Annotated in this window: 17 protein-coding genes and 1 pseudogene; 6 read left to right on the top strand and 12 right to left on the bottom strand. The window is 67.9% G+C overall.

Going from position 1 to position 21398, the window contains the following annotated elements:
- Positions 1–15: 15 nt before the first annotated feature.
- Both BL254_RS21410 and BL254_RS21405 read right to left on the bottom strand, forming a co-directional pair.
- Entirely contained in the window at positions 16–1092 is a 1077-nt protein-coding gene (locus tag BL254_RS21410; protein ID WP_254858376.1) for a rhomboid family intramembrane serine protease, read from the bottom strand.
- Positions 1093–1204: 112 nt separating this feature from the next.
- Positions 1205–1729: a peptidylprolyl isomerase gene (locus tag BL254_RS21405; RefSeq protein WP_076844809.1), complete on the bottom strand. Its 525-nt coding sequence runs from the start codon at positions 1727–1729 to the stop codon at positions 1205–1207.
- Positions 1730–2420: 691 nt separating this feature from the next.
- Between BL254_RS21405 and BL254_RS21400 the strand changes: the two genes are divergently transcribed.
- Positions 2421–2861: a hypothetical protein gene (locus tag BL254_RS21400; protein ID WP_076844807.1), complete on the top strand. Its 441-nt coding sequence runs from the start codon at positions 2421–2423 to the stop codon at positions 2859–2861.
- A gap of 62 nt (positions 2862–2923) precedes the next feature.
- On the opposite strand, the gene BL254_RS21395 is transcribed toward BL254_RS21400, so the two are convergent.
- From BL254_RS21395 to BL254_RS21365, 7 genes are all read right to left on the bottom strand, one after another.
- Complete coding sequence (locus BL254_RS21395; RefSeq protein WP_083731289.1) at positions 2924–4876, bottom strand: FAD-dependent oxidoreductase; 1953 nt, start codon at positions 4874–4876, stop codon at positions 2924–2926.
- A gap of 313 nt (positions 4877–5189) precedes the next feature.
- Positions 5190–6788 (bottom strand): helix-turn-helix domain-containing protein, encoded by a 1599-nt coding sequence (locus tag BL254_RS26490; protein WP_047223836.1) that lies wholly within the window; start codon positions 6786–6788, stop codon positions 5190–5192.
- 910 nt (positions 6789–7698) lie between these two features.
- A complete protein-coding gene (locus BL254_RS29030; RefSeq protein ID WP_047223835.1) occupies positions 7699–8289 on the bottom strand; it encodes a methylated-DNA--[protein]-cysteine S-methyltransferase in 591 nt (196 codons plus the stop codon).
- A 109-nt stretch (positions 8290–8398) separates the two neighbouring features.
- Positions 8399–9490 carry a phosphotransferase enzyme family protein gene (locus BL254_RS21380; RefSeq protein ID WP_047223834.1) on the bottom strand — a complete coding sequence of 364 codons (1092 nt, stop codon included), beginning with the start codon at positions 9488–9490 and terminating at the stop codon, positions 8399–8401.
- A 75-nt stretch (positions 9491–9565) separates the two neighbouring features.
- Positions 9566–10309 (bottom strand): alpha-ketoglutarate-dependent dioxygenase AlkB, encoded by a 744-nt coding sequence (locus BL254_RS21375; RefSeq protein WP_047223833.1) that lies wholly within the window; start codon positions 10307–10309, stop codon positions 9566–9568.
- Entirely contained in the window at positions 10306–10569 is a 264-nt protein-coding gene (locus BL254_RS21370; protein ID WP_139342439.1) for a hypothetical protein, read from the bottom strand. The genes BL254_RS21375 and BL254_RS21370 overlap by 4 nt, the downstream gene beginning before the upstream one ends.
- Positions 10570–10611: 42 nt before the next feature.
- On the bottom strand, positions 10612–12444 hold the full coding sequence (locus BL254_RS21365) for a hypothetical protein (RefSeq protein ID WP_076844803.1): 1833 nt from the start codon (positions 12442–12444) through the stop codon (positions 10612–10614).
- 573 nt (positions 12445–13017) lie between these two features.
- Between BL254_RS21365 and BL254_RS21360 the strand changes: the two genes are divergently transcribed.
- Positions 13018–13284: a SemiSWEET family sugar transporter gene (locus BL254_RS21360; protein WP_047223832.1), complete on the top strand. Its 267-nt coding sequence runs from the start codon at positions 13018–13020 to the stop codon at positions 13282–13284.
- A 392-nt stretch (positions 13285–13676) separates the two neighbouring features.
- Complete coding sequence (locus BL254_RS21355; protein ID WP_076844802.1) at positions 13677–15014, top strand: alkaline phosphatase PhoX; 1338 nt, start codon at positions 13677–13679, stop codon at positions 15012–15014.
- A 415-nt stretch (positions 15015–15429) separates the two neighbouring features.
- Here BL254_RS21355 and BL254_RS21350 read toward each other — a convergent pair whose 3' ends face one another.
- A complete protein-coding gene (locus tag BL254_RS21350) occupies positions 15430–16455 on the bottom strand; it encodes a hypothetical protein (RefSeq protein WP_076844800.1) in 1026 nt (341 codons plus the stop codon).
- A 796-nt stretch (positions 16456–17251) separates the two neighbouring features.
- Between BL254_RS21350 and BL254_RS21345 the strand changes: the two genes are divergently transcribed.
- On the top strand, positions 17252–17488 hold the full coding sequence (locus BL254_RS21345) for a DUF397 domain-containing protein (protein ID WP_047223829.1): 237 nt from the start codon (positions 17252–17254) through the stop codon (positions 17486–17488).
- Between the two features lie 91 nt (positions 17489–17579).
- Here BL254_RS21345 and BL254_RS21340 read toward each other — a convergent pair whose 3' ends face one another.
- Complete coding sequence (locus tag BL254_RS21340; protein ID WP_076844798.1) at positions 17580–18446, bottom strand: helix-turn-helix transcriptional regulator; 867 nt, start codon at positions 18444–18446, stop codon at positions 17580–17582.
- Between the two features lie 606 nt (positions 18447–19052).
- Here BL254_RS21340 and BL254_RS21335 point away from each other — a divergent pair.
- Positions 19053–19559, top strand: a complete 507-nt coding sequence (locus BL254_RS21335; protein ID WP_076844796.1) for an NUDIX domain-containing protein — start codon at positions 19053–19055, stop codon at positions 19557–19559.
- 227 nt (positions 19560–19786) lie between these two features.
- On the opposite strand, the gene BL254_RS21330 is transcribed toward BL254_RS21335, so the two are convergent.
- A complete protein-coding gene (locus BL254_RS21330) occupies positions 19787–20383 on the bottom strand; it encodes a DUF4232 domain-containing protein (protein WP_217699341.1) in 597 nt (198 codons plus the stop codon).
- A 530-nt stretch (positions 20384–20913) separates the two neighbouring features.
- On the opposite strand from BL254_RS21330, the pseudogene BL254_RS27415 reads away from it, so the two are divergent.
- Positions 20914–21398 (top strand): annotated as a pseudogene (locus BL254_RS27415) (hypothetical protein); the annotation flags it as partial.

The following is a 21398-nucleotide window of genomic DNA, read 5'->3' as shown; positions in this document are numbered from 1 at the left end:
CGGATCGCCGGATCGCTATTGGACGATCGCCGACAGCGGCGTCGACGTCACCGCGGATGTCCGGAGGGCTGCGGCGAGCAACAGCGCGGCAAGGACAGCGCCCACCGCGACCGCCTGTGCCCACCCGCGGCGCGTCGGCACATAGGCATAGATCACCCCCACCACGAGCCCGGTCACAAGACCGCCGATATGGCCCCACTTGTCGATCCTGGCGATGGTGAACGTGATGATCAGGTTGATGCCGACGATGATGAGGATCGCCGAGGTGTCGGCGCGCAGCCGTCTGGCGATCACGTAGTACGCCGCGAAGAACCCGAACACTGCGGTGGACGCCCCGACCGAGAATGTGTTCCAGCCGTTGATCAGATAACTGAGCGTGTTGCCACCGATGGCGCAGACAACGAACAGGGCGAGATAACGCACCCGTCCGAGGATCWGCTCAAGCTGGGAGCCGAGCAGGTACAGCGCGTACATGTTGAACAGGATGTGCAGGACGCCCGCGTGCAGGAAGGCCGCGGTCAGCAGCCGGTAGTACTCGTCGTTGGCCGCTATGCCCGGACCGTACAGGGAGTAGTCCAGGGTGAAGGTGTTGTCGGGGCCGCTGCCGCTCAGGCCTGGCAGCCCCTGCAGGGCGTACGCGGCCACGCAGAGYCCGATGAGCAGCTGGGTGATCAGCCCGGGATGCCTGATCCTGGCCTGGCCGCCCAACGAGTTGATCGGCCGCCGGGAGGTAGCGCCACGGCGCGACGCCGCGGCGCCCTCCTCCGGGCAGTGGAACCCGACGGCCGCCGGACGCATGCACTCGGGGCAGATCGGGCGCCCGCAGCGCTGGCAGGACACGTAGGTTTCCCGGTCGGCGTGCCGGTAGCAGTAGGGGGCGGGACGAGGATGCGCCGCCGACCCATGATCCGGCTGGCCCGTGGGCCGGGAGCCGGTGGCGGAGGGGGCGTCCGGCGTCCAGCCGTCAGAGGGATCCGAGGACCCATCCGCGGGCCGCCAGCCGGCCGGCTCCGGTGGCTGCCCGGACGCGTGGTACTGCCCGGGCAGCTGATGCCGGCGCGGGCCGGGCGCCCGGACGGCACCCGCATCCACCGCCCGACGGGGATCCGGGACATCCGGTTCCGCAGGCCTCGACCAGGGTGGGTTCATCGCAGCGGTCCCGACACCTTCGCTTCCCCGTCCGCCTTCCCGTTTCCGCCGGCCGCTACGCCTGCCGGCGTTCGACGACGACCTGCGTGACGACGACGTCGCTGGCCGGGCGGTCCTGGGACCCGGTTGGCGCCTTGCTGATCGCGTCGACGATGTCGGTGYCGCTGGTGACCTCGCCGAAGATGGTGTGCTTGCGGTCCAGCCAGTTCGTCGGCGCCACGGTGATGAAGAACTGGGAGCCGTTCGTCCCCGGGCCCGCGTTCGCCATCGCCAGCAGGTACGGACGGGAGAAGCGCAACTCCGGGTGGAACTCGTCGGCGAACTTGTACCCCGGGCCGCCGCGGCCGGTACCCAGCGGGTCACCACCCTGGATCATGAACCCTGGGATCACCCGGTGGAAGATCGTGCCGTCGTACAACGGCGCCTTCTTCTTCTCACCCGTCTGGGGGTCGGTCCACTCCCGCGTGCCCGTGGCGAGACCAACGAAGTTCGCCACCGTCTTCGGTGCGTGGTTCTCGAACAGCAGGATCTCGACGTCACCCTGAGTAGTCTTCAGTGTAGCGTACAGCTCCTCGGCCATGAGCCTCTCTTCCGTCGTACCGGTAGCGGCTGATCGCCGGTGGCGCCGAATGTCGCGTCGTGGGTCCAACGATCGCCGTGCTGGGAATGCTCCGCTGATGGTATGCGTCCGGCCGTATGCGGCCAGCCGCGYGCGACCGATCGCGCGGGAGCGGCCACATGGGATCGGTCGTGTACGCCGCGTTCCGGCAGGGGCCGGCGGCTCTACCGACCCCTGCCGGGCTCGCACTCGCCCCTGCGGGCACCGACAGATCCGTCCTGGCGATATCCAGCGATACACCAGGAGCGAATGTTTTGTCACGATTCGCACACTGGTTGTGCTTAGCTCAATTGTGGGTAGGGGCAGATTCAGCAGACCGTAACGCGAGTTGCACGAAGGGGAGCCGATGAGCGACAAACGAGAGAGCAGACGGTGGCGTGGTCGCGATTCTTCCGTGGCCGAAACGCCTACGGGGCTTCGTTTCGGACCGCTGATGGTGAGCCGGGTCCGTGGTGGTCACGATCCTTCCGCGACCGAAACACCCACGGAACGCCGCTTCGGACCATTGACAGGCCGGGCCCGAGGCGGCCAGGACCCCTCCGCGACCGAGACACCCGGAGGGCCGGCCCAGCAGGCCCTCCGGGCTGGGCGGGCTCGACAGGCCCAGGTTGCCCGGTCGCTGACGGAGAGGATTTCCAGCGCGGCCGGGCACGTGCCCACCGAGAAGATCCCGGCCGCGTCCAGCGCTGTCACCGACCGTGCCGGCAAAGCGGTGACTCAGGCTGCCACCCTCGCCAGCACGATGTCCGAACGTGCCGGGCAACAGATCGACAGGACCCGTTCCCAACGAGCCACCAGCCGGGAGGAAAAAGTGCGTGCCCACACGGAGAAGACACAGCACCTGCTGGAACAGCAGCTGGCCAGAGCCGAGCACAAGCTCCAACGGATACACCGCCGCCGGCGACGCGGCATGACGGCGATCCTGCTGGTCGGCGCCGGCGCGGCAAGTGCCGCCGCGGCGGCCCGCGGCGGCGTCCGACAGCCCCAGCAGGCCGGGCCCGACGACACGACCGCGACAAGGGGTCCTGGGGCCGAATCGCCCGACGAAATCGGCTGGAACGAGAACCCGGAGAGCTCCCGTCCAACAGTGTGAGCAGGTAGCTCAGCACCCCGGGAAACGCTGGACACGGCGTCCGTCCGGGCCTTACGCCAGCATCATCCACGGTCGCGGACGACGGTCAGGGGCAGGCCGACGCGGTAGGCGGCCGGAGCACCCTCCGGTACGGCCGGACGTACCGGACGTACCGGAGGGACCCGCCGGTACGGCGACCCGAGCGGCGGACGCTGGTCCGGTTCGCCGTTGTTGGGCCACATCGCCATCGTGCGTTCAGCCTGCGCGACGATGGTCAGTGACGGATTGACGCCGAGATTGGCCGATATCGCCGCCCCGTCGACGACATGCAGGCCGTCATATCCGAACACCCGCTGATAGGGGTCGACGACCCCACTGGACGGGGAATCCCCGATCGCGGCGCCACCGAGGATGTGCGCCGTCAACGGAATATCGAAAATCTCCGTCAGCGTGCCGCCGGGAAAACCACCGATACGCCGGGCGATCCGCCGGGTCGCGTCGTTACCGGCCGGAATCCAGGTCGGGTTCGGCTCGCCGTGCCCCGGCCTGCTGGTCAGCCCGTGCCCGCCGAACAGGCCCCGCCGGCGGACAACCGTGAGCGAGTTGTCCCGGGACTGCATGACCAGCGAGATCATGGTGCGTTCCGACCAGCGCCACGGCAGCGGCGCGTAGAGGAACAGAAACGGATGACGCAACGCTTCGCCGACGAATGTGAGCCATCGTGGTATCCGCCGGCCGCCGTCCGTCATGAGGGTGGCCAACAGGGCCAACGCGTTGCTGCCCCGGCCGTATCGGACGGGCTCGACATGGGTGTCCGCGGCCGGGTAGAAGGACGACGTTATCGCCACGCCCCTGGTGATCCGCTCGTCCGGATGGAGCCTGGTGGCGCCGATGATGGACTCCGAGTTCGTCCGGGTGAGCACGCCGACCCGCGCCGAAAGCGCTGGCAGCACCCTGGTGTCCCGCATCGTGAGCAGGAGCCGCACGGTACCGAGCGTCCCGCCGGCGAACACCACCTGGCGCGCCCGCCACGTCCGCCGTCGGTGGCGAACCCAGGATCCGGTACGTACCGTCTCCACCTCGTAGCCGCCGTCGGGCAGCGGGCGCACGGTGGTGGCCTCGGTGTCGGGAAAGACCTGGGCGCCGGTCCTCTCGGCCAGATAGAGATAGTTGTGGTCAAGGGTGTTCTTGGCGTTCCAACGACAACCGGTCATGCACTCGCCGCACTCACGGCATCCGGTGCGGGTCGGCCCGGCACCCCCGAAATAGGGATCCCCGACTTCCACGCCGGGTTCCTTCCGGCCGTCCCGGCCGAAGAAGACACCCACGTTCGACGGTTTGAAGGTGTGYCCGACACCCATTTCCTCGGCGACCGCCCGGTATACCTCGTCGGCGTAGGTGACCGTCGGGTTCGACACCACCCCGAGCATGCGTTCGGCCTGGTCGTAGTAAGGCGCCAACTCCTCGCGCCAGTCGGTGACATGCCTCCACTGCGGGTCGGTGTAGAACGCCTCCAGCGGACGGTAGAGCGTGTTCGCGTACACCACCGAGCCCCCACCGACAGCAGCTCCGGACAGTACGAGCACACGGCCGAGCATGGTGAACTTCTGGAATCCGTGGCAGCCCAGCCGGGGTGCCCACAGATAACGGCGGATGTTCCAGCTGGTCCGGGGCAGCGCGTCGGGGGGAAACCTGCGGCCGGCCTCCAGAACGACGACCCGGTACCCCTTTTCCGCGAGTCGGAGMGCGGCGACGCTGCCACCGAATCCGGAACCAATCACGATCACATCGGCGTCCGCGCCCGCGGGCGCTCTCTCTTCCGATCCGGCGCGAGACGACTCTTCCGACCTGGCGCGAGAAAGGACCGGCGGCCGCCAGCGCCCGGCCGTCCAGCGCCCGGCCGCCACAGCGGGCTCGCTCTTCTCCGACCCGGCGCGAGCCCCCTCGCGGCGGCGGAATCGGCCCCGGCTCGCCGCGCTCCGGGTTGTCGTGCCGTCGGCGCCGGTCACGCCGCCGCTCGTACCGCCACCGGACATACGCTCACCCCCACCACATGTATCCCGCGCCCAAGAGATCGTCGTCCCGCGCGGGCCCTCTTCAGCGGAACCCTCCCCAGCCCGTACGGAAGTCTGTGCGGACCCGGACGGCTCCGGCCCCGAACGGGCCCCGCCCCCGGAGTTGGCTTCCCGGGCGGGGACGACCGCCGCGGGTGTGGTCGTCCCAGGCCCTGACCCGCGGGCCCACGGTCTCTCATCATCACCGCATCGGCCGCGAAGGCAACACATCTCCGCCGGCGGCGAGCCAGCCGATGTTCCAGCCAGCATCAACAGTGCTCGAGCGGGGCTTGCCCTAAGCAGCGCCGGTGGCGCGATGTGGACGGGTACGGGCCTGCGCGGCTCCGGCGGCCGCGGCCTGCTCTATCGCGGCAAGTTCTGGCAGGCCGGACGGGACCTGCCGCGGCATGGCCACGGGCGACGGGGCCTGCGCTGGTGCGGCCGCAGCCGGAGCGGCCGGGCTGGCACGGTGATCAGCGGCGACAGGTGCCGGGGCCCACGACCGGCACGACCGGCACAGGCATTCCGCGGACGACGCCGGCAGATGGTCCAGACGCCGCAACACATGGTCGACAGGGTCATCCACCCGGCCGGCTCCAGCGCTGGAGCCCACGGTGTCCACCAGGTGCATGGCCAGTTCCGCCGCGTTCCACAAGCCGGCGGCAAGGATGTGGACGATCCGGTCCCTGGCGACGGCAAGGGTCTGCGGGTCACGTCGGATGGCCCGGGCGAGCGTGGCGACGACCTGCTCGGCCGCTTCGGCGACCAGCCGTCGTGGGGAGACGGGCTGGGCCGGGCTGCTTCCCACGGGGGCCTGCCCACTCCCGTCCGCTGGCGCCACCCCGGCCCGCACGGCCGCACCCGGTGCGATCCCATCCGACGCCATCCCAGCCGGCTGGCTCCCGATCACCGGGATGACCCCGTCCGGGGCGACGGCCTCGTCCGGCGCGGTCGCGTCCGGCGCGGTCCCGCTCTGCCCGCTCGCGGGCGGCTGCTCGGTTTCGGAGCGAACGTTCCCGGGCTGGGCGCTCTCGGGGAATTCGGGCTGTGTGCTCCCTGCTGCCCCCGCACCAGCCGTGGACGAGGTGTCCACAGCCGAGACGGCGCCGGACCGTGTAACGGAAGGTGACGCCGTCATGCTCGTGGGAGGAGGCACCGGGGACACGGCCGCGGAGAAGGAACCAGCGGGGACGGACGCGGTGACCACGGAGTTGTCCCCGACCACCATCAGCGCCTTGGCCATGGCGGCGCCCGTGATGCGGGCGCGGCGTCGGGCGGCGGCGCTCGGCCGGTCCGAGGCGGGCCGCAGACCGGCCCGGCGGCGACGAGGTGTCACGGCGGCCGGCATGACGTCGGCTCGTTGGCCCGCCGGATACGGCGCGGCCGTGCTGGCCGCGGCGGCCGAGTCGGCCGCTACCGACGTACCAGCCGCTGCCGCTGTTGCCACCGCTGTTGCCACCGCCGCGGGTGTGCCCGTGCGGACCTGGCCGGACATGGTCAGCGCGAAGCTCGCGGGCCGGCGAACGGCGGGCCGGCTCAGCCCGAGCAGCCAGCCCAGATCCCGCAACAGCCTGATCTGTCGTTGCACGTGGGTACGGCTGTAGCCGGTCTCGGAGGCCAGCGTCACCAGCCCCGGAGAGCAGACCGCGATGGATTCGTCCAGGCCCGGGACTACCGGCTCGCCAACACGGACGCCGCAGTGGCTGGCAAGCGCGAGCGCGACGAGCTTGGCGGCGCGCGGGAGGCGCGAGCGCAGCACCGCGCGTTGCCAGGCCGAGGGATCCGCCACTGGTGTACCGGAATCGGGTGTGGGCATGAGTACCAGCACGCCAGGGATGGCAAGCTGCCTGCCGGCTGCGGCCTTCGCATCCGGCACCCGTGTGTTGTCGGCCACATTCCTCCTTCCGCCCAGTTGGTACCGACCAAACAGCGCGTCCCTAGCTGACAGCGGAGAGCTTCCCGCCGGGAACTCCACATCATCCGGAGACGCCATGTCACATCACGTCATGCCACGTCGCCAGAGGCAGCGTCCGACGTGACGGCGGACGCCTCGACCTATGGCGTGTCCGATGGATGCCTGGTCGCGCGAGCGGCGCCCAGACGACCAACATCCATCAGGCACGCCCCGGGCCAAAGACGGAACGATCGCGTTCCCGGTGCGCCACCGACGGCCCGGATTCCTCCGTCACCGTCGGGTCAGAAGTGACACGATCATATTTACCGGTGCCTCCGGGGTTCCCACCGATTCCGGGGTTCCTACTGGATCAGTCACRCTGATCCAGCGGTCCGGAAGCTGATCCAGTGGGCCCGGATGCACGCCCCCACCCTCATTCCTCGATCCAAGATCCTATTGTCGGACACGCCGACATCGTTCGATCCGCGTTCAAGCAAGGTACTCCGTCAGCAAGAACGACGAGGTGCCCGCCGGCCACCATCGCCACACGAGGACAACACAACTTCACGAAGTCGTTGTGTCAAAATTGGGTAACTGATTCATTTCTTTTGGCGGTCATCCCAGCCATCCACGCAAAGAGGGAGGCGGATAGCAGCGCCTGTCGAGATGATCCCCTGTCGGCGACGAAGCGCCCCGAACACCACAAAATCATCGGATACCCAAAAGGATACATCAAGTGATCGGGTCACGAACCCAAAAGATCGACGAATCGGACGCGCCAAGGATCGGGGCGAGCCGCACAACATCTCAACCGCATCCTGTAGAAGTACAAAACAAAACGCTACACAACGAAAATATGATCGATTCAGCGGCTGTCGGGTCCTGCCGCCCAGCCCTGACGCACAACCGTTTACATCGCGGTCCGAGGCGACGGGACAGCCATGATCGATTCTTCCGAGGCCGACCGACGCGGCCCAAGCCCGGCGGAGTCGAGATCTCCGGAATCGAGGGTAGCGAGCTCGAGATCAGCCTGGTAGCCGCGGCCAAGGGTGCGACGTTCGAGATCGAGAAGGTGCCGCTTACGGCCGATGCCACCGGCGTAACCCGTCAGAGAGCCGCTGGAGCCGATCACGCGATGGCACGGAATGATGATCGGGATCGGGTTGCGGCCGTTGGCGAGCCCCACCGCACGGAAGGCCGACGGCCGTCCGACGGCTTTGGCGATCTCCGCGTAGCTGCTGGTCGCGCCGTAGGGGATGGCCGCCACCGCCTCCCACACCGCGCGCTGGAACGGTGTGCCGACCGGATGCAGTGGGACGTCGAAAGTAAGCAGATCACCGATGAAATACGCCTCAAGCTGTTCGATCACGTCCCGCAGGGACGTCGGATCCGGCTCGATGGCATCCGGCCACCGGGACCCYGCTGTTGGCTCCCCCATGTGGATCGCGCGCAGGCCAACATCATCACCGGCGAGCAGCAACGGCCCCAACGGGGAGCTCATCCTTGCATATCGGGTAACGCCCTCCACGGGCACTGACGCTACCGTTCGGCTACTACAGGGGGAAACGACTGGGTCACAACAGCACGGGATGCGTGYGAAGATCACATGCTTATGGCCGAAGAAGCGATGAACATGATCCACTCAGGTAGTCATCCGCAAGATCGCAGGACGTCGTCGCGTACTCGGCAACGCTGGCAACCGCGTCCGCCTCCGGATGGGAGCCCAGCCAGGCCACCAGCAGCAGCCTGCGCAACAGGACGAACGTTGCGATCATGCTCTCCTCCTCGGCCGACACGGGCACGTGCCGTCGGTAGGAGGCGAGCCAGGCCTCGACGAGGTCACCCACCTCGGGCCGATGCTCGATGAAGGACAGGGACGCGGCCAGGTCGAAGAGGTACCAGCTGAACCCGCAGTCGTCGAAGTCGATGACCGTGGGCTCCTCCGACCGCCCGTCGACCAGCAGGTTCGCCAGGCGCATGTCCGCGTGGACGAGACCGAACCGGTCCGGGCCGGTACCGAACCGCTCAATCCTGCGGCGGATCTCCCCGACCGCCCGCGTCAGGACGGCGATCCCGCCACTGTCGATCACCTTCAGCCCGTTCTGATCGCCGTTGGCGGCGATACGGATCCCGTCCTGCCAGCTCCCCCACCGGCCCTGCGATCCGAGGGTCGTCCGCCACGTCCAGGCGAACCGGGTGAAGCCAGCCGGAGGCCGCCAGGCACGGGCATGCTGGTGTAGCCGCGCCGTGATCTCACCCAGCGCGCTGAACCCACGTAGGAGACCCACGGCGTCCGACGGGTGCGGCGAGGATCCCCGCACCCACTCGAAGAGCGCCGCATAGCGCGGCTCACCAAAACCAGCTGACCGTGCTCCCAGAACGGATTGATCATATGCGATCACCGTCACCAGTTCTCCGTCCCGGCTCGGGACCACCCGCGGTGTACGGATGACACCGTCATGACGCAGCGCCTGGATCCAGGCCAGCTCCGAAATGATCTCCTCAAGCGGATGGTAGCCGGGCCGGTACAGCCGTAACGCCCATCGGCGGCCCCCGGCCAGGTCGTCCACCTGGTATGTGATGTTCTCCGAAACTCCCAGAAAACTGACGGTGGGAGCAGAACCAAGATCATATGAGGTGAGCGCCCGCTCGGCCAGCGCATGCGCCCGGTCGAGGCCAGGCCACCCGAGGTCGGGAAGCACAGCGCTGATCGTAATCAGGCGGCGGTTCGCGTCCGGCAGCCGGCGGGAACGGGCAGGTCCATCGGGGGCGGGAGGTCATCGGGGGCGGGAGAAGGTACGCGGCGCCCCGTAGCCGGGGCCTCGCTCCGGTGGGCCTGTCCGGGACGTCCACCGCCACTGGACAGAGATCCGCCCCTCCACCACCCCGGGCACCTTGGGCACGGCGTGCAGCCAGTCGGCCTGGCAACGTCCGCCGAGAACAAGTAGGTCACCCGGACCCGGAGCGAGATCACGGGCGTCGCTGTCGTCGTTCAGAATCCGCCGCCCGGCAGGCACATGGCGGGACTTCACCAGGAACGGCCGGCGAGCACCCGTCGTGAGTATCGCGATCACCGTGTTGTCGAGCCAGCGCATCTCCCGGTCCCGATGAAAACCGACGCTGTCGTTGCCGTCCCGGTACCAGGACAATCCGAACCCGTCGAAATCAACCTGGTAGCGCCGGCGCAACGCGCGGTAGGCCTCAAGCAGGGCGGGAGAGGGCACCGCCCGGCCACGGGCGATCCAGGCGGTGAGCCGCGGTTCCTCCAGGTAGCGCTCATAACGCCACGCGCTGCCCTGTTTCCACGGCAGGGTGCGGGCCAGTTCGGCGTAGAGCTGCTCCGCGCCGGTCATCCAGTTACGCGCCACGTCGATCCAGGAACGGTCATCCAGCTGAATCCGCTCGAAGGTGGCGCCCGGGGCGATCAGGCTGGTACCGCGGGCGCCCTCCCCAGCCGTCCCGACGGAAGCGTCCGGCCCAGGATCGGACGTCCCGGCTGGGGCGGGGAAATCGGATGTCATGTCCGCTCCCTGTCGACGAGTCCCCACGCGCGCGTCCACGTGTCGATGAGGGCGTTCGCGTCCGCCTCGGAAACCTCGACGAGATCGTCGTCATCATGCCCGAGCCGGTAGAGACGAAGGTAGTCGGTCGCGTGCCATCGTCCGTCCCGGGAGAACACCTCGTCCGCGGRCAGCGGACCGTTCCGGCGACGGAAGATGCTTATCACCCCTTTTCCTGGAATCAGCGGATTGGTCGCGAAGTAGTATGTCGTCCGGCTCACCATGGCTCCTTACGTCAGATCCACTCCCTGTGTCTCCACTCCCTACGTCAGATCCACGGCGCCGGCCGGAACAGGTACCCGGGCGAAGACCGCGTTCTGTTCCGCGTCCAGTTCGCTTCGACGCGCCGCGCTGGTGCTGGGTAACCGGGCCTGYTCGTACAGTGCATGCGTGATCGTTTTCGCGTCGAAACTGTCAGCGGTGTGCAGCTGCAGCTCGAATGCCCGGCCGGATCCCGGATCGCGCCAGGTCGAATTGATCCCCTGATAGCCGTCGCCTCCCCATCCGTTCTTGAAGTCGAGCTGCTCGAAGCCATGGGAACGCAGGCTCGTCACGATGTCATGCACCGCCCCGCTGTAGGTGTCCGCGGGTAGGCGGACGGTGTAGCGGATCGAGTCCCGGATACGGGCAAGTGCCTCGCCGATCGAGACGTTGGGGGCGTTGAGCAATGTGACGGCGGCCTTCCGTTTCAGGGAGTCGACGGATTTCAACGCCTGGTCAAGACCCACCAGCTCGGCGTCTGGTTGACGTGCCACCAGTAATGATAATGGCACACGAATATCTGGTTCCGCCCCGGCGGCCTGAGCCAGGAAACGATCCACGGCGGCATTCTGTTCAGCGGTGAGCGTGAGCCCTCCGTCACCGGCCCACCCCACCGCACCTGCCCGACCGGTGACCGCGCCGTCGACGGTGGGCAGCACGCTGCCAGCATCCGCGGTGCCCTCGCCCGCCGACGGATTCCGGGCCGGAAAGTTCCGTGCCGACCTACTGGTGCGTGCCCCGGAGCCCCGGATCTCGGCGGCCAACGACGTAAGGCGAGTACCGCCGGCTGYCGGCGTGGAGCGTGTGAGGAGCCGGCCCCCGCGCAGGACCTGGCCGGCGCCGCGGACGCCGCGAGCGAGTCCGCCGAGCGTGACAAGCCCTCTGCTGCCGGGAACGCAGTCGAGCAACGCGAGCCCGACATCCCCCAGGGACGCCCGGCCGGCACCATACCGGGCGAGGGTGTCGGCAAGGACCACGAGCGCGGCGGCGAGCACCACCCACGCGGCCGGCCCACCGATGACGAGCGCGACCACGCCCAGGACGGCAACGGTGATTTTCGCGACCCGGACAGCCGCGTTCCAGAACCGTCCGGCCCGTTCTGTCAGAGCCTCCCAGAAATGCCGGGGCCTGTTCCGGATTCCCGCCCGGGAAGCTGCACGGATCGCGGCCGCGCAGATCGTCGCGGCATCCTCCCGCATCTGCCGCGCGGACGAGGCGAGGCGGCAGGCCATATCCAGGTCGGCCTGCGCGTCCTGGAAGGATTTTCTCGCCTGCTCGAGATGGGCCACGGCCACGTCACGGTCACGGATCGCCCGCGCGACCCGGGCCGGATCAGGTGGAGGCACCTCGACCGGGCCGGTGAGGAGGCTCGGGGCGATCGCGCCGGACACGCCAGGTATGACAGGGTCAGATACAGGGGCAGGTATGGCCAGCACGGGCGACRCGGAAATCAGCGTGCTCCGTGCCAGAGCGGCCAGCGCCCGGGCCTGGTCCCGGCGGGCGTGGGCGTCCCGGCCTCTCGCGAGCGCGGCATCCGCCTGTGCCTGTGCCGTCTCCAGGACCGGCCTGTAGGCGTTCAGTGCGTCCCCGACCATGCGGTGGGACATCTCGAGCGTGCGCAGCTGCCCGGGGAGTTCACCGAGCTCGTCTCGGTAGGCGTCGCCGGCCCGTCCCAGCCAGGACCGCGCCGCCCCGTCAGCGGTCAGCGTGACGACCTGGCCGCGGGCACATTCCACGTCCGCGGCGAACTCCAGGAGCCGGCGCGCGAGATCCCACACGGCAAAGGGGTCACCCGGCGCCGGATCGGCGTCCAGGCCGAGAACGTCCCAGCCCACGGGCCGACTCATTTCGGCCCACGACCAGAAGAATATGCGGGCCAGTTGCACCAGCCTGTAAACGGCCAGTCGATCTGCACGTACATGCCCATCACTCCGGYGGGTCAGGGGCGAAGCCAGGCGACCAACGTGGACATATGAACGGTAACGCGAGAACCGGCCGCACGCACCCCTCCGCCAAGGATTTCATGCCAGAACATTTGGCGACCCCCGCCAAATGTTCACGGCTCCACCGAATGGTCACGGCGAAGCCGCTCGGGTACACTCGACGACAGCATCCCGCGCAGCGGACAGGCAGCTGACATTCGGCGTTGACGACATCGAGATACCGGCTACTGTGGGTACACGGATTCGTCCGCGCGTCGRCACAAGAGCGCGCATGGAGCGCTATGACAAGCATCACAGGACGCCCGCTCCTCGAACGCACAAACAACACAGCCGCAGGTCAGRCCACAGCACGACCAGCACGGTCAGGGGGCAGCCAGCCAGTGAGCACCTTTCTTTTAGAGCACGTCCAGCAGGCCCCTATATCCTCGGCTATATCCTCGACCGGAACAACGGGAGGGGACGCGGATGACGATACTGGGTCTGCTGGCAGGCGCCTTGACGACGGGATGCTGGCTGCCACAGCTCCTGCGGTCCTGGCGGACACGGTCCGCCAGGGATATCTCCTGGACCTATCTGGGCATCCTCGGACTGGGGGTGACTCTGTGGCTGAGCTATGGCCTGCTCACCAACGAAATGACGATCATCCTGGCGAACGGGGCGACCGCCAGCGCCATCATCACACTGGCAGGCCTGAAGGCCTCGTTCGACCGCGAAGCCCGGAAAACCACATGACGACCGACACGGCGGTAGCGAGGGCACGGCCCCGGCGGCCCGCGCGTGCGGAGCGTGGACGATCGCGTTTCCGGTCGCATCCATCCGGACCTGACCGGCGGCCGCACATGCGGAGCGGGACGATCCGAGCAGGAGTTCGTGGCAGGCTCATGGCAGGCATCGTCCGCGGGAGGAGCGGGCCCGGTGGCCCCCGACGGGTCGCGAACAGAATCCGATATTCCCGAAAAGCAGAATTTCCGATGAACTTCTGATGACGCCAACCCACCCCTACAATCAGTATCCGGCGGAATACATCGATCAAGTGGTCGACTGCCGTTCGACTGGGTGTCGCCTCGTGGCCATATGGGTCTGCAAACGTGCGGACCCGGTGTTTCAAAGAGGGGACAAGACCCATGTCTGTAAGTCGTCGCCAGGTCATCGCCGGTACCGGAACGGCGGGTCTGGGATTCGTGTTTTCAGGAGCGGTCGGTTCGATCTTCGGTGAGACTGCCTCGGCCGCGGCGCCGAACGGGTTCCACGGCTATGGGGAGCTCATCCCCGACCCCGCAAAAATCGTCGATCTCCCCAAGGGCTTCCAGTACAAGGTTCTCTCCCGAGCCGGTGTGGACACGCTGCAGACGGGCGAGAAACTTCCGGGACTCCCGGACGGCTCGTTCGCCTTTCCCGGACGCAAGCGCAACAATGCGGTACTGGTACGTAACCACGAGCTTTCCCCGGGTGCGACGGACCCGGTTCCGCACCTGCCCGGGATCGTCTACGACCCGGGTGCCGCGGGTGGCACCACCACCGTCACGGTCGAGGGCGGCCAACTGCTCTCGCAGGTGGCGAGCCTCGCCGGAACGATCCGTAACTGCGCCGGCGRCAACACCCCCTGGGGAACATGGCTGTCGTGYGAGGAGACCGAACTGACTCCGGCCGATGACGCCCGCCTGACCAAGAGGCACGGTTACGTTTTCGAAGTGGACCCCCAGGGCCGCCTGAACGACGCCGAGGCCGTCCCATTGAAAGCGCTCGGACGCTTTGCGCACGAGGCGGTCGCGGTCGACCCCAAGACCGGGATCCTGTATCTCACCGAGGACGCGGGCTCGCCGCTCGGGCTGATCTACCGGTTCCTGCCGGCGAAGCCGCTGGGCGGCCCGGGCAGCCTGCGGGCGGGCGGGAAGCTGCAGGCGCTCGCGGTGGCCGGCGTACCCGATCTCTCCGTGTTCACCGAACTCGGCACCATACTGCCGGTCACCTGGGTCGACGTGCCCGATCCGGACGCGACGACCACGTCGGTCCGCAAGCAGTTCGCCGACAACGCGGTCACCCGCGTATCCAAGGCCGAGGGAATCTTCTGGGAGCGGACAAGCGCCTACATCGTCTCCAGCTATGCCAAGGCCAGCTCCAGGCTGGCAGGTGTGCACGAGGGGCAGGTCTGGGAGTTCAACCCGCGGAAGTCGACCATCGAACTGGTGGTCAGGATCGCCCCGGGCGGGCGTTTCGACGGCCCTGACAACATCACCATCTCTCCCTACGGCAGCAGCATCGTGCTCGCCGAGGACGGCGACGGTGAGAACTACCTGACCGTCGTGGGTGACGACGGCACCGTCTACCMGCTGGCACGCAACGCTCACTCCGACGGCGAGTGGGCCGGTGTGACGTTCTCCCCGGACGGCACATGGCTGTATGCCAACGCCCAGGTCGACGGCCTGACCATCGCGATCACCGGTCCCTGGCGAGCCAGGTAGGCAAGCAGGAGGGCAGACACGACAGARGTAGAGGTCCCGTCCGTGGCGTTGTCGGAGCCGAAGCGACACGACAACGCCACGGCGTCACCGGTGCGGGTTACGCGGAACTCTCCAGTCAAGATCTATAGCAGCGCTCCGACCTGCGACCACGCCACGATCCAGCTGGTCGTACAGACGGGGCTCGGAGCGGTCCTCGGCCCTTCACGCCTTCCTTCCGATCTTTCCCGCCCCTTCCTTCGAGTTCTTGTTTTGCATTTGACAAGATCCTGTAGATTTTTGTTTTCGATTCCCCGGCCGGCCAGGACCTGACTGGCCGTATGGCAGGCAGGGCCAGCGGCCCCGTTACGTCCTTTCCTGGACCCTCTGCCCTGCCTTCTTGCCGGTCCGCGCCGTCTCCCGTCAGTTCGTCGGCCGGTCAGCAGGCTTCCTTCGATGGATATCTCGCCGTATCGGCGAGCAGTCGCTCGTAGCGCCGTTCCAGTTCCCTGCGGCGGGCGAGCAGCGGGGCGACGAGTTCCACCAGGCGCTCCCGCTCACGGACAAGCGCCGGACAGCCTGCGTGTTCCGCGTCCTCGACCGTTTTCCGGTCCTCATCGGTCGCACCTGGCTGTCGGGCCGCCTCTGCCAGGGCCGCCTCACAACGATCGGCTTCCTCGGCGACAGCACGACACGCCCGGTTCGCCTCCGCAAGCGCCGACCATGCCTGGCCCGCGGCGGCGTCCCGGCGGGCGATCTCCTCGACGGTCACCGACGTGGCGGCCCGTTCATGAGCGGCTATCAGTGGCTCGACACGTGCGCGGTGCTGGCAGAGCAGACGGTCCGCCTCGGCGGCTGCCGTCACGGCCGCGCCGAACTCGGCCTGCCGCCGCGACACGAGGCTACCGAGACGCGATCGCTCGTTGCGGTTGCCGAACCGGTCGCTCCGCCAGTCGTTGGCAAGTCTGGTCCGCTGTCTGCGGGCGTCCCGTAGCCGCCTCTCGGCGAAGAGCGCCATGGAGGCGGTGTGCGCGGCCCTGGCCTCCAACCGCTGAACCTCGGTGCGTAACCGGATGACCTCGGCGAGATCAGAACGTGCCCGCTCGACCGCGGCGAGGGCTGCGGCCGCGTCGCTGGCAGCCGACCGGCAACTGTCACGGACCCGCTCGGCCTCCCACAACCGGCGTTTGGCGCTGTCGCGGGCGGCAACGAGCTCCTCGACACGCTGGTCCCGCTCGACGCGTGTGCTCGCGGAGCGGAAGGCTGCGATGTCGAAACCGGTGAGCCGACGATCCAGCTCGGTGATCCGCAGCAGTTCGGGGGTTCTCAGCAGATCGAGAAGCTGCTGCCCGACCTCGTCCCACTGGTTGCGCAACGCACGCAGGCTGGCTTCGGCCGTGACCTGCTCAACCGCCGCGCCCTGTTCGACGACCCGTTCGATCYGCTCGACCCGTCCCAGCACCATGACCGTCCCCCAGGTTGGCCAAGCGGTGGTGCCCCGCAGCGGGTGAACCGTACGCGGCGATAACGACGAGAATTAACCGTATTACAGATAGTAAGAATACTAGCGGATCGGAACCATCCGCAACACATGCTGYCGGCGAAGGTCACCACATCCCGGGTGGCCCTCCACGCACCGGGCCCCACACTCCGGACCTCCACGCCCGAACGGCCGGGAAGCACTCCACACCCACCGAGAAGCGTCATGATGCCGACGATCAGAAGGCAACCAACACTCGAACAACGAGAATGATCACGATTTCCCGTCCGCGCCGGTACGCCTGGGCCGGATGGAGGGATGCCGGCCAGCAGATCGGCCGAAGTACGCGCCCGGCAACCATGCCCCGGAGCAGGTCTCGCATATGCACGTGCGAATGACCGTGCTGTATCCTTCCCGCAAAGTACGTGCATATGCACGCGCTAATGCTCGACCGCCCAGTTGCTCATCGGCAGAGGGGGAGGGAACGTGGTCCACACAGGAGGCGGGGTCGCGACCGTCACCCCCCGGCCCCGGAGCCGGAGCCGGAGCCGGAGCCAAGCAGCATCCGCGGTACTGGATCAGGTCGTATTTCGTGTCGCGATCGCTACGGTCCCGAGGTCGAGCCCGCGATACCTACCGAGCGCCCGGGACCGGCTTCCAGCGGCGGCCCGGAGAGGCTGAGCCTTCCGGACCTGCTGCCGCACCCGGATCCGAGCGGCATCCCGGATGCCGGAAACCATAATCATATCGTTTTCAGTCCCGTCACACGAAGGAGGCCAACTTGCCCGAGATCTACAACGGGATTTCCACAACCGCGTTACCAGTGGTCGTCTGGAAGAAAAGCCGGCGCAGCAACTCCCAGGGAAACTGTGTCGAGCTGGCAAGGCTGTCATCGGAGATCATCGCGGTCCGCAACTCCAGGGACCCGAACGGCCCGGCCCTGATCTACACCCAGGCCGAGATCGAGGCGCTCATCCTAGGGGCCAGGGACGGCGACTTCGACGAATTCCTGCGGTAGCGCTGGTCCGCCGGGGCCTGAGCTGTACCGTCCGCGCGGGGGCTGGGGTAGTCCGCCTGCTTCAGCCCGCCCGGTGCGGGCTTCCCCCCGATCAGAGCTCGTTTATGATCTTGTTCAGCGCCTCGATACTGGCGGCGGGAGGCACACTGTCGACGCAGAGACGATCCATCGCCTCCATGTAGCGGTCCACGTCCTCCCGCTTGTCCAGGTAGACCRCGCCGGCGAGTTGCTCGATGTAGACGATGTCCGGCAGGTCCGCTTCGGGGAAACGCAGGATGGAGAAGGCACCGCCCTCGGCCGCATGCCCACCAAAGCGGAAAGGCATGATCTGCAGGCTGAGATTGGGCTGACTCGCCAGCTTGATCAGATGTTCCAGTTGAGCGCGCATCACCGCGGGGCCGCCAAGTGGACGCCGCAGCGCGGCCTCGTCGATCACGACCCACAATCTGGGATGCGACGGTCTGGCAAGCAGCTTCTGACGGTTCATCCGCACGCTGATCCGACGCTCGATGTCCTTGGGCCGGGCCCCGCTGTTGCCGAGCGTTATGACAGCGCGCGCATAGTCCTCGGTCTGGAGCAGGCCCGGGATGAACTGCACCTCGTAGGTCCGGATCAACGTCGCGGCCTCTTCCAGGCCCAGGTACGACTGAAACCAGCTCGGGAGGACGTCGGTGAAATTCTGCCACCAGCCCGGCGTGTTGGCTTCCCGGACCAGTTCCATCAGCGGCGCTCGCTCGGCATCGTCTGTGACGCCGTAGAGGGTGAGCAGATCGGCCACGTCCCGCTCTTTGAAGCTGACCCGCCCCAGCTCCAAACGGCTGATCTTGGATTCGGAGCCTCGAATGCTGTACCCGGCGTCCTCCCGGCTGATGCCYTTCTCCTCGCGCAGCCGCCGCAACAGGGAGCCGAGGAGAATCCGGYGCACGGTGGGACCCCCACCGGACTCAAGCGCCGTCACAACCTGCCCCCTTCACCGTCGTCTGATCACAAGAGTATGACATCCGATCTTCACGACCTGACAGGTTCCGACACCTTCTGCACGTGCACCCGCGCCTTGCATTTGCACGCAACGAACGCCATGATGTGCAGGCAGCTGTGCTGATGTCACGCACACAGGGGGTTCCGGGGAGGCCGTGATGACAACCCACGGACACACCCGGTGTTCGACGACGCCGATGACGCCGTCACCGATCACCGGAACAGTGCCCGTCGTCATGGCCGTCCGGCGTTCCGGGGCCACGACGGTTCACCGCCGACAGYGCGGCAATGCGATCGGGTACCGGTCGGCGGACCGGTACCCGGACATGCCAATGAGGCATTCACGATCGCCTTTCCGGGCCGCCGGCCCTGGCGCGGAATGTCTTCCCGCCATGTGGTGTGAATCCGGGCACCGGAGGATCGTCGATCCCCGGGGCGGACGGACGGACGACGATGTCGGCGGGATGGCCAGCTGGCTGCAAGGGGATGGCAGGGCGGTCGCGGGGCGGCTCCTCTGGAACAGGGTGTGGGCGCATCCGTGGCTTGGTGCCACTGCTGGCGGCACCCGCCGAGGGTGGGAGTGGTGATGGTCGACAATGCCGGCCCGGGCACGGGGTTGCCGGTCGACGTTCATGTGCTGATGTGGYGCGTGGACGGATCGGTACTGCTCTGTCGTGGCGCCGAGTCGGATTCACCATGGCAGTTACCGTGGTCCGAGCTTGGTAGTGGGGAACCCGCGATCGAAGCCGTGCTACGGATAGCCGACGAGACCCTGTCGGTGATGACAATGGCGACCCATGTGTGGCTGGCGCACGTAGCTCATCATCGGTCCGTCGGCGGCGGCGAACGACTGGGGCTGTTCTTCCGGCTGACCCACTGGAGCGGGATAMCCACACCGGGCACGGACCCCCGGGTAAGCCGCCTGCAGTGGCATCACCTGAACACGCTGCCAGAATCCCTGGCGGCTCTCGACCGGGAGGCGTTGGCCCGCTGGCAGGACAACGACGTGTATTCAGAGCTGGGATGGAACCCGCAACGACTGTGCACGGTGCCCCGGCTACGGGCCATCTCGGGCGTGCGGGCATCCTCGTAAGGTCATGACACCATGGCATGACGAAACCGTCGTGTAACAAAATCGTGGCGTGAAAAACCAGGACGCGGCGAATATGCGCGTTGTGGAGCTGCGGCACCATCAGATCCGCTACGGCCACTGCCATAGCGCTGTCGGCTCTACCGTCCTACCGCCGTACTGCCTGAGTTCGTGCGGAATTCACGCGTCCACCGGAGCTGGCTGGCTGTGCCGACAGGCACGAATGCCGGCTACCGGGGCCGCGTCCCGGACGTTCCGGCCACAACGGGATGCACCTGGAACGCGTCGCAGATGGTTGTCTGGCGCTCCAGCACCTGGCCTCGGGTCTGGTGCGGCGGAATGACCACGAACTGCTCGTAGGGCAGGCAGGCGGATTCGTCGCCGGACCGTACAGCCGTCCACTCGACACCGAACGACGCGGTGCCCTGCGGCTGGAGGACCACCGTCTCGGGCGGGCCCACCCGAAACAGGTTGCCGCTCTCGGAGCGGGCCGCCGGCCGTTCCTGCCGTCCGTTGTCGTCCGTGGCGGCCACGGACGGATAGCCGATCGCCGAGCACGGCTGGTCCGAGGTGTTGGTGAGAACGACGACGAACCCCTGGCGCTCGGCGGACGGATTACCCGCGGACGCGCCCACGGCCACCCGCAGACGCGCCTCGGTACACACCGGTGGCGATCCGGGCGCCGGGCTCAGCTGGCCGCCGGGGCCGGCCGGCGGACGCGAGGAGGAACCGTCGCTGCCGGTCTGCACCCTGGTGCCGGCCTCCGCGCCAAGCGGTGCGGCGGCCCGACGACGTCCCGGGTGCCGGCGTCCCGCCGTCGGAGCCACAGGCGGTGGCACCAGCGAGAAACAGCAGCCCGACCCCTGTCACGACGATCCGGGTTGCACGGGTTCGGGGTCTGTTCGGCATGTGGGCAAGTCTTGCATCAACCGGCCCGCACGTGAGAGGTCACCCCGGCGCGCGGTATCGGCCGCGACGCCGGCCTGGTAACAACGGCTGTGACGCCCTGCCGGGGCCGTGTCCGGGCCGCGTCCGGGCCGTGCCCGGGCCCAACGCGGTGGCGGGCCGCGCCGGGAGGCCAGGGCGTCGTTGACGGGCCGGGCGGCCGTCAACCCGTCGCGATATGCCCGCGATATGCCCAGATGCCCACGGCAGACCTGCGGCGGGCCCACCGCATGCCAACGTGCACCGGACCCGCGACCGAAAGCATCGAAGTCAGCCCTATACTCCAATTTGTCCTTCTCGGGGGGGTTCACGAAGATCGGAACCTGTGGAAGGAGCAGCAGGGCCAATGATGATCATAAATAGCTTACGGTGGGGTGCTCCAGCACGATCGTCAGTAACGGACACAGCTCTTTTGCCCCGCCGCCGGACGGCCGACACGGCCGACACGGCCGACACGGCCGACCGTTCTGAGCGGGACGGGGCCGCGCTCCGCCCGGTCGCCGGCCGGCTGCCGGTGGTTCTCACGCTTTCCGCTGCTGTTCTGCTGGCCGGTGGGCTCACCGCATGCAATCCGGCCAAGTCCGATCTGACGGAGCTGGCCGCCGGTACCGCGTCACCGACCAGCGGCTACCCACGACCCCAACCCTCTGTGACCGACGGAGCGGCACCGACGCTTCCAGCGGGATTCGGCACGTCAACGCCCCTGGCCGCGGCCGTGGGCGCGGCCGCGGCGGGCGCGCCGGCCGCCTCGGGCGTGTCGAAACCGGCCGCGCCGGCCGCGGCTGCCAAACCGGCCGTCCCCGCCGCGCCGGTGCCGGCCGCGGTCCTCGCCGCGCTCCCGTCCGTCCCACCCCCCCTGCGCACCATCGAGGTCACCACCACCGACCAACTCACCAC

Origin of the sequence: Protofrankia sp. BMG5.30, from assembly GCF_001983005.1 — a bacterium.
Classification (GTDB): Bacteria; Actinomycetota; Actinomycetes; order Frankiales; family Frankiaceae; genus Protofrankia; species Protofrankia coriariae.
This window is presented reverse-complemented; position numbering and strand designations above follow the sequence as displayed.

Excerpts from the sequence above, each read along its gene's own strand:
- BL254_RS21360 (WP_047223832.1), top strand. The coding sequence starts at position 13,018 with ATGACGATACTGGGTCTGCTGGCAGGCGCCTTGACGACGGGATGCTGG.
- BL254_RS21375 (WP_047223833.1), bottom strand. The coding sequence starts at position 10,309 with ATGACATCCGATTTCCCCGCCCCAGCCGGGACGTCCGATCCTGGGCCG.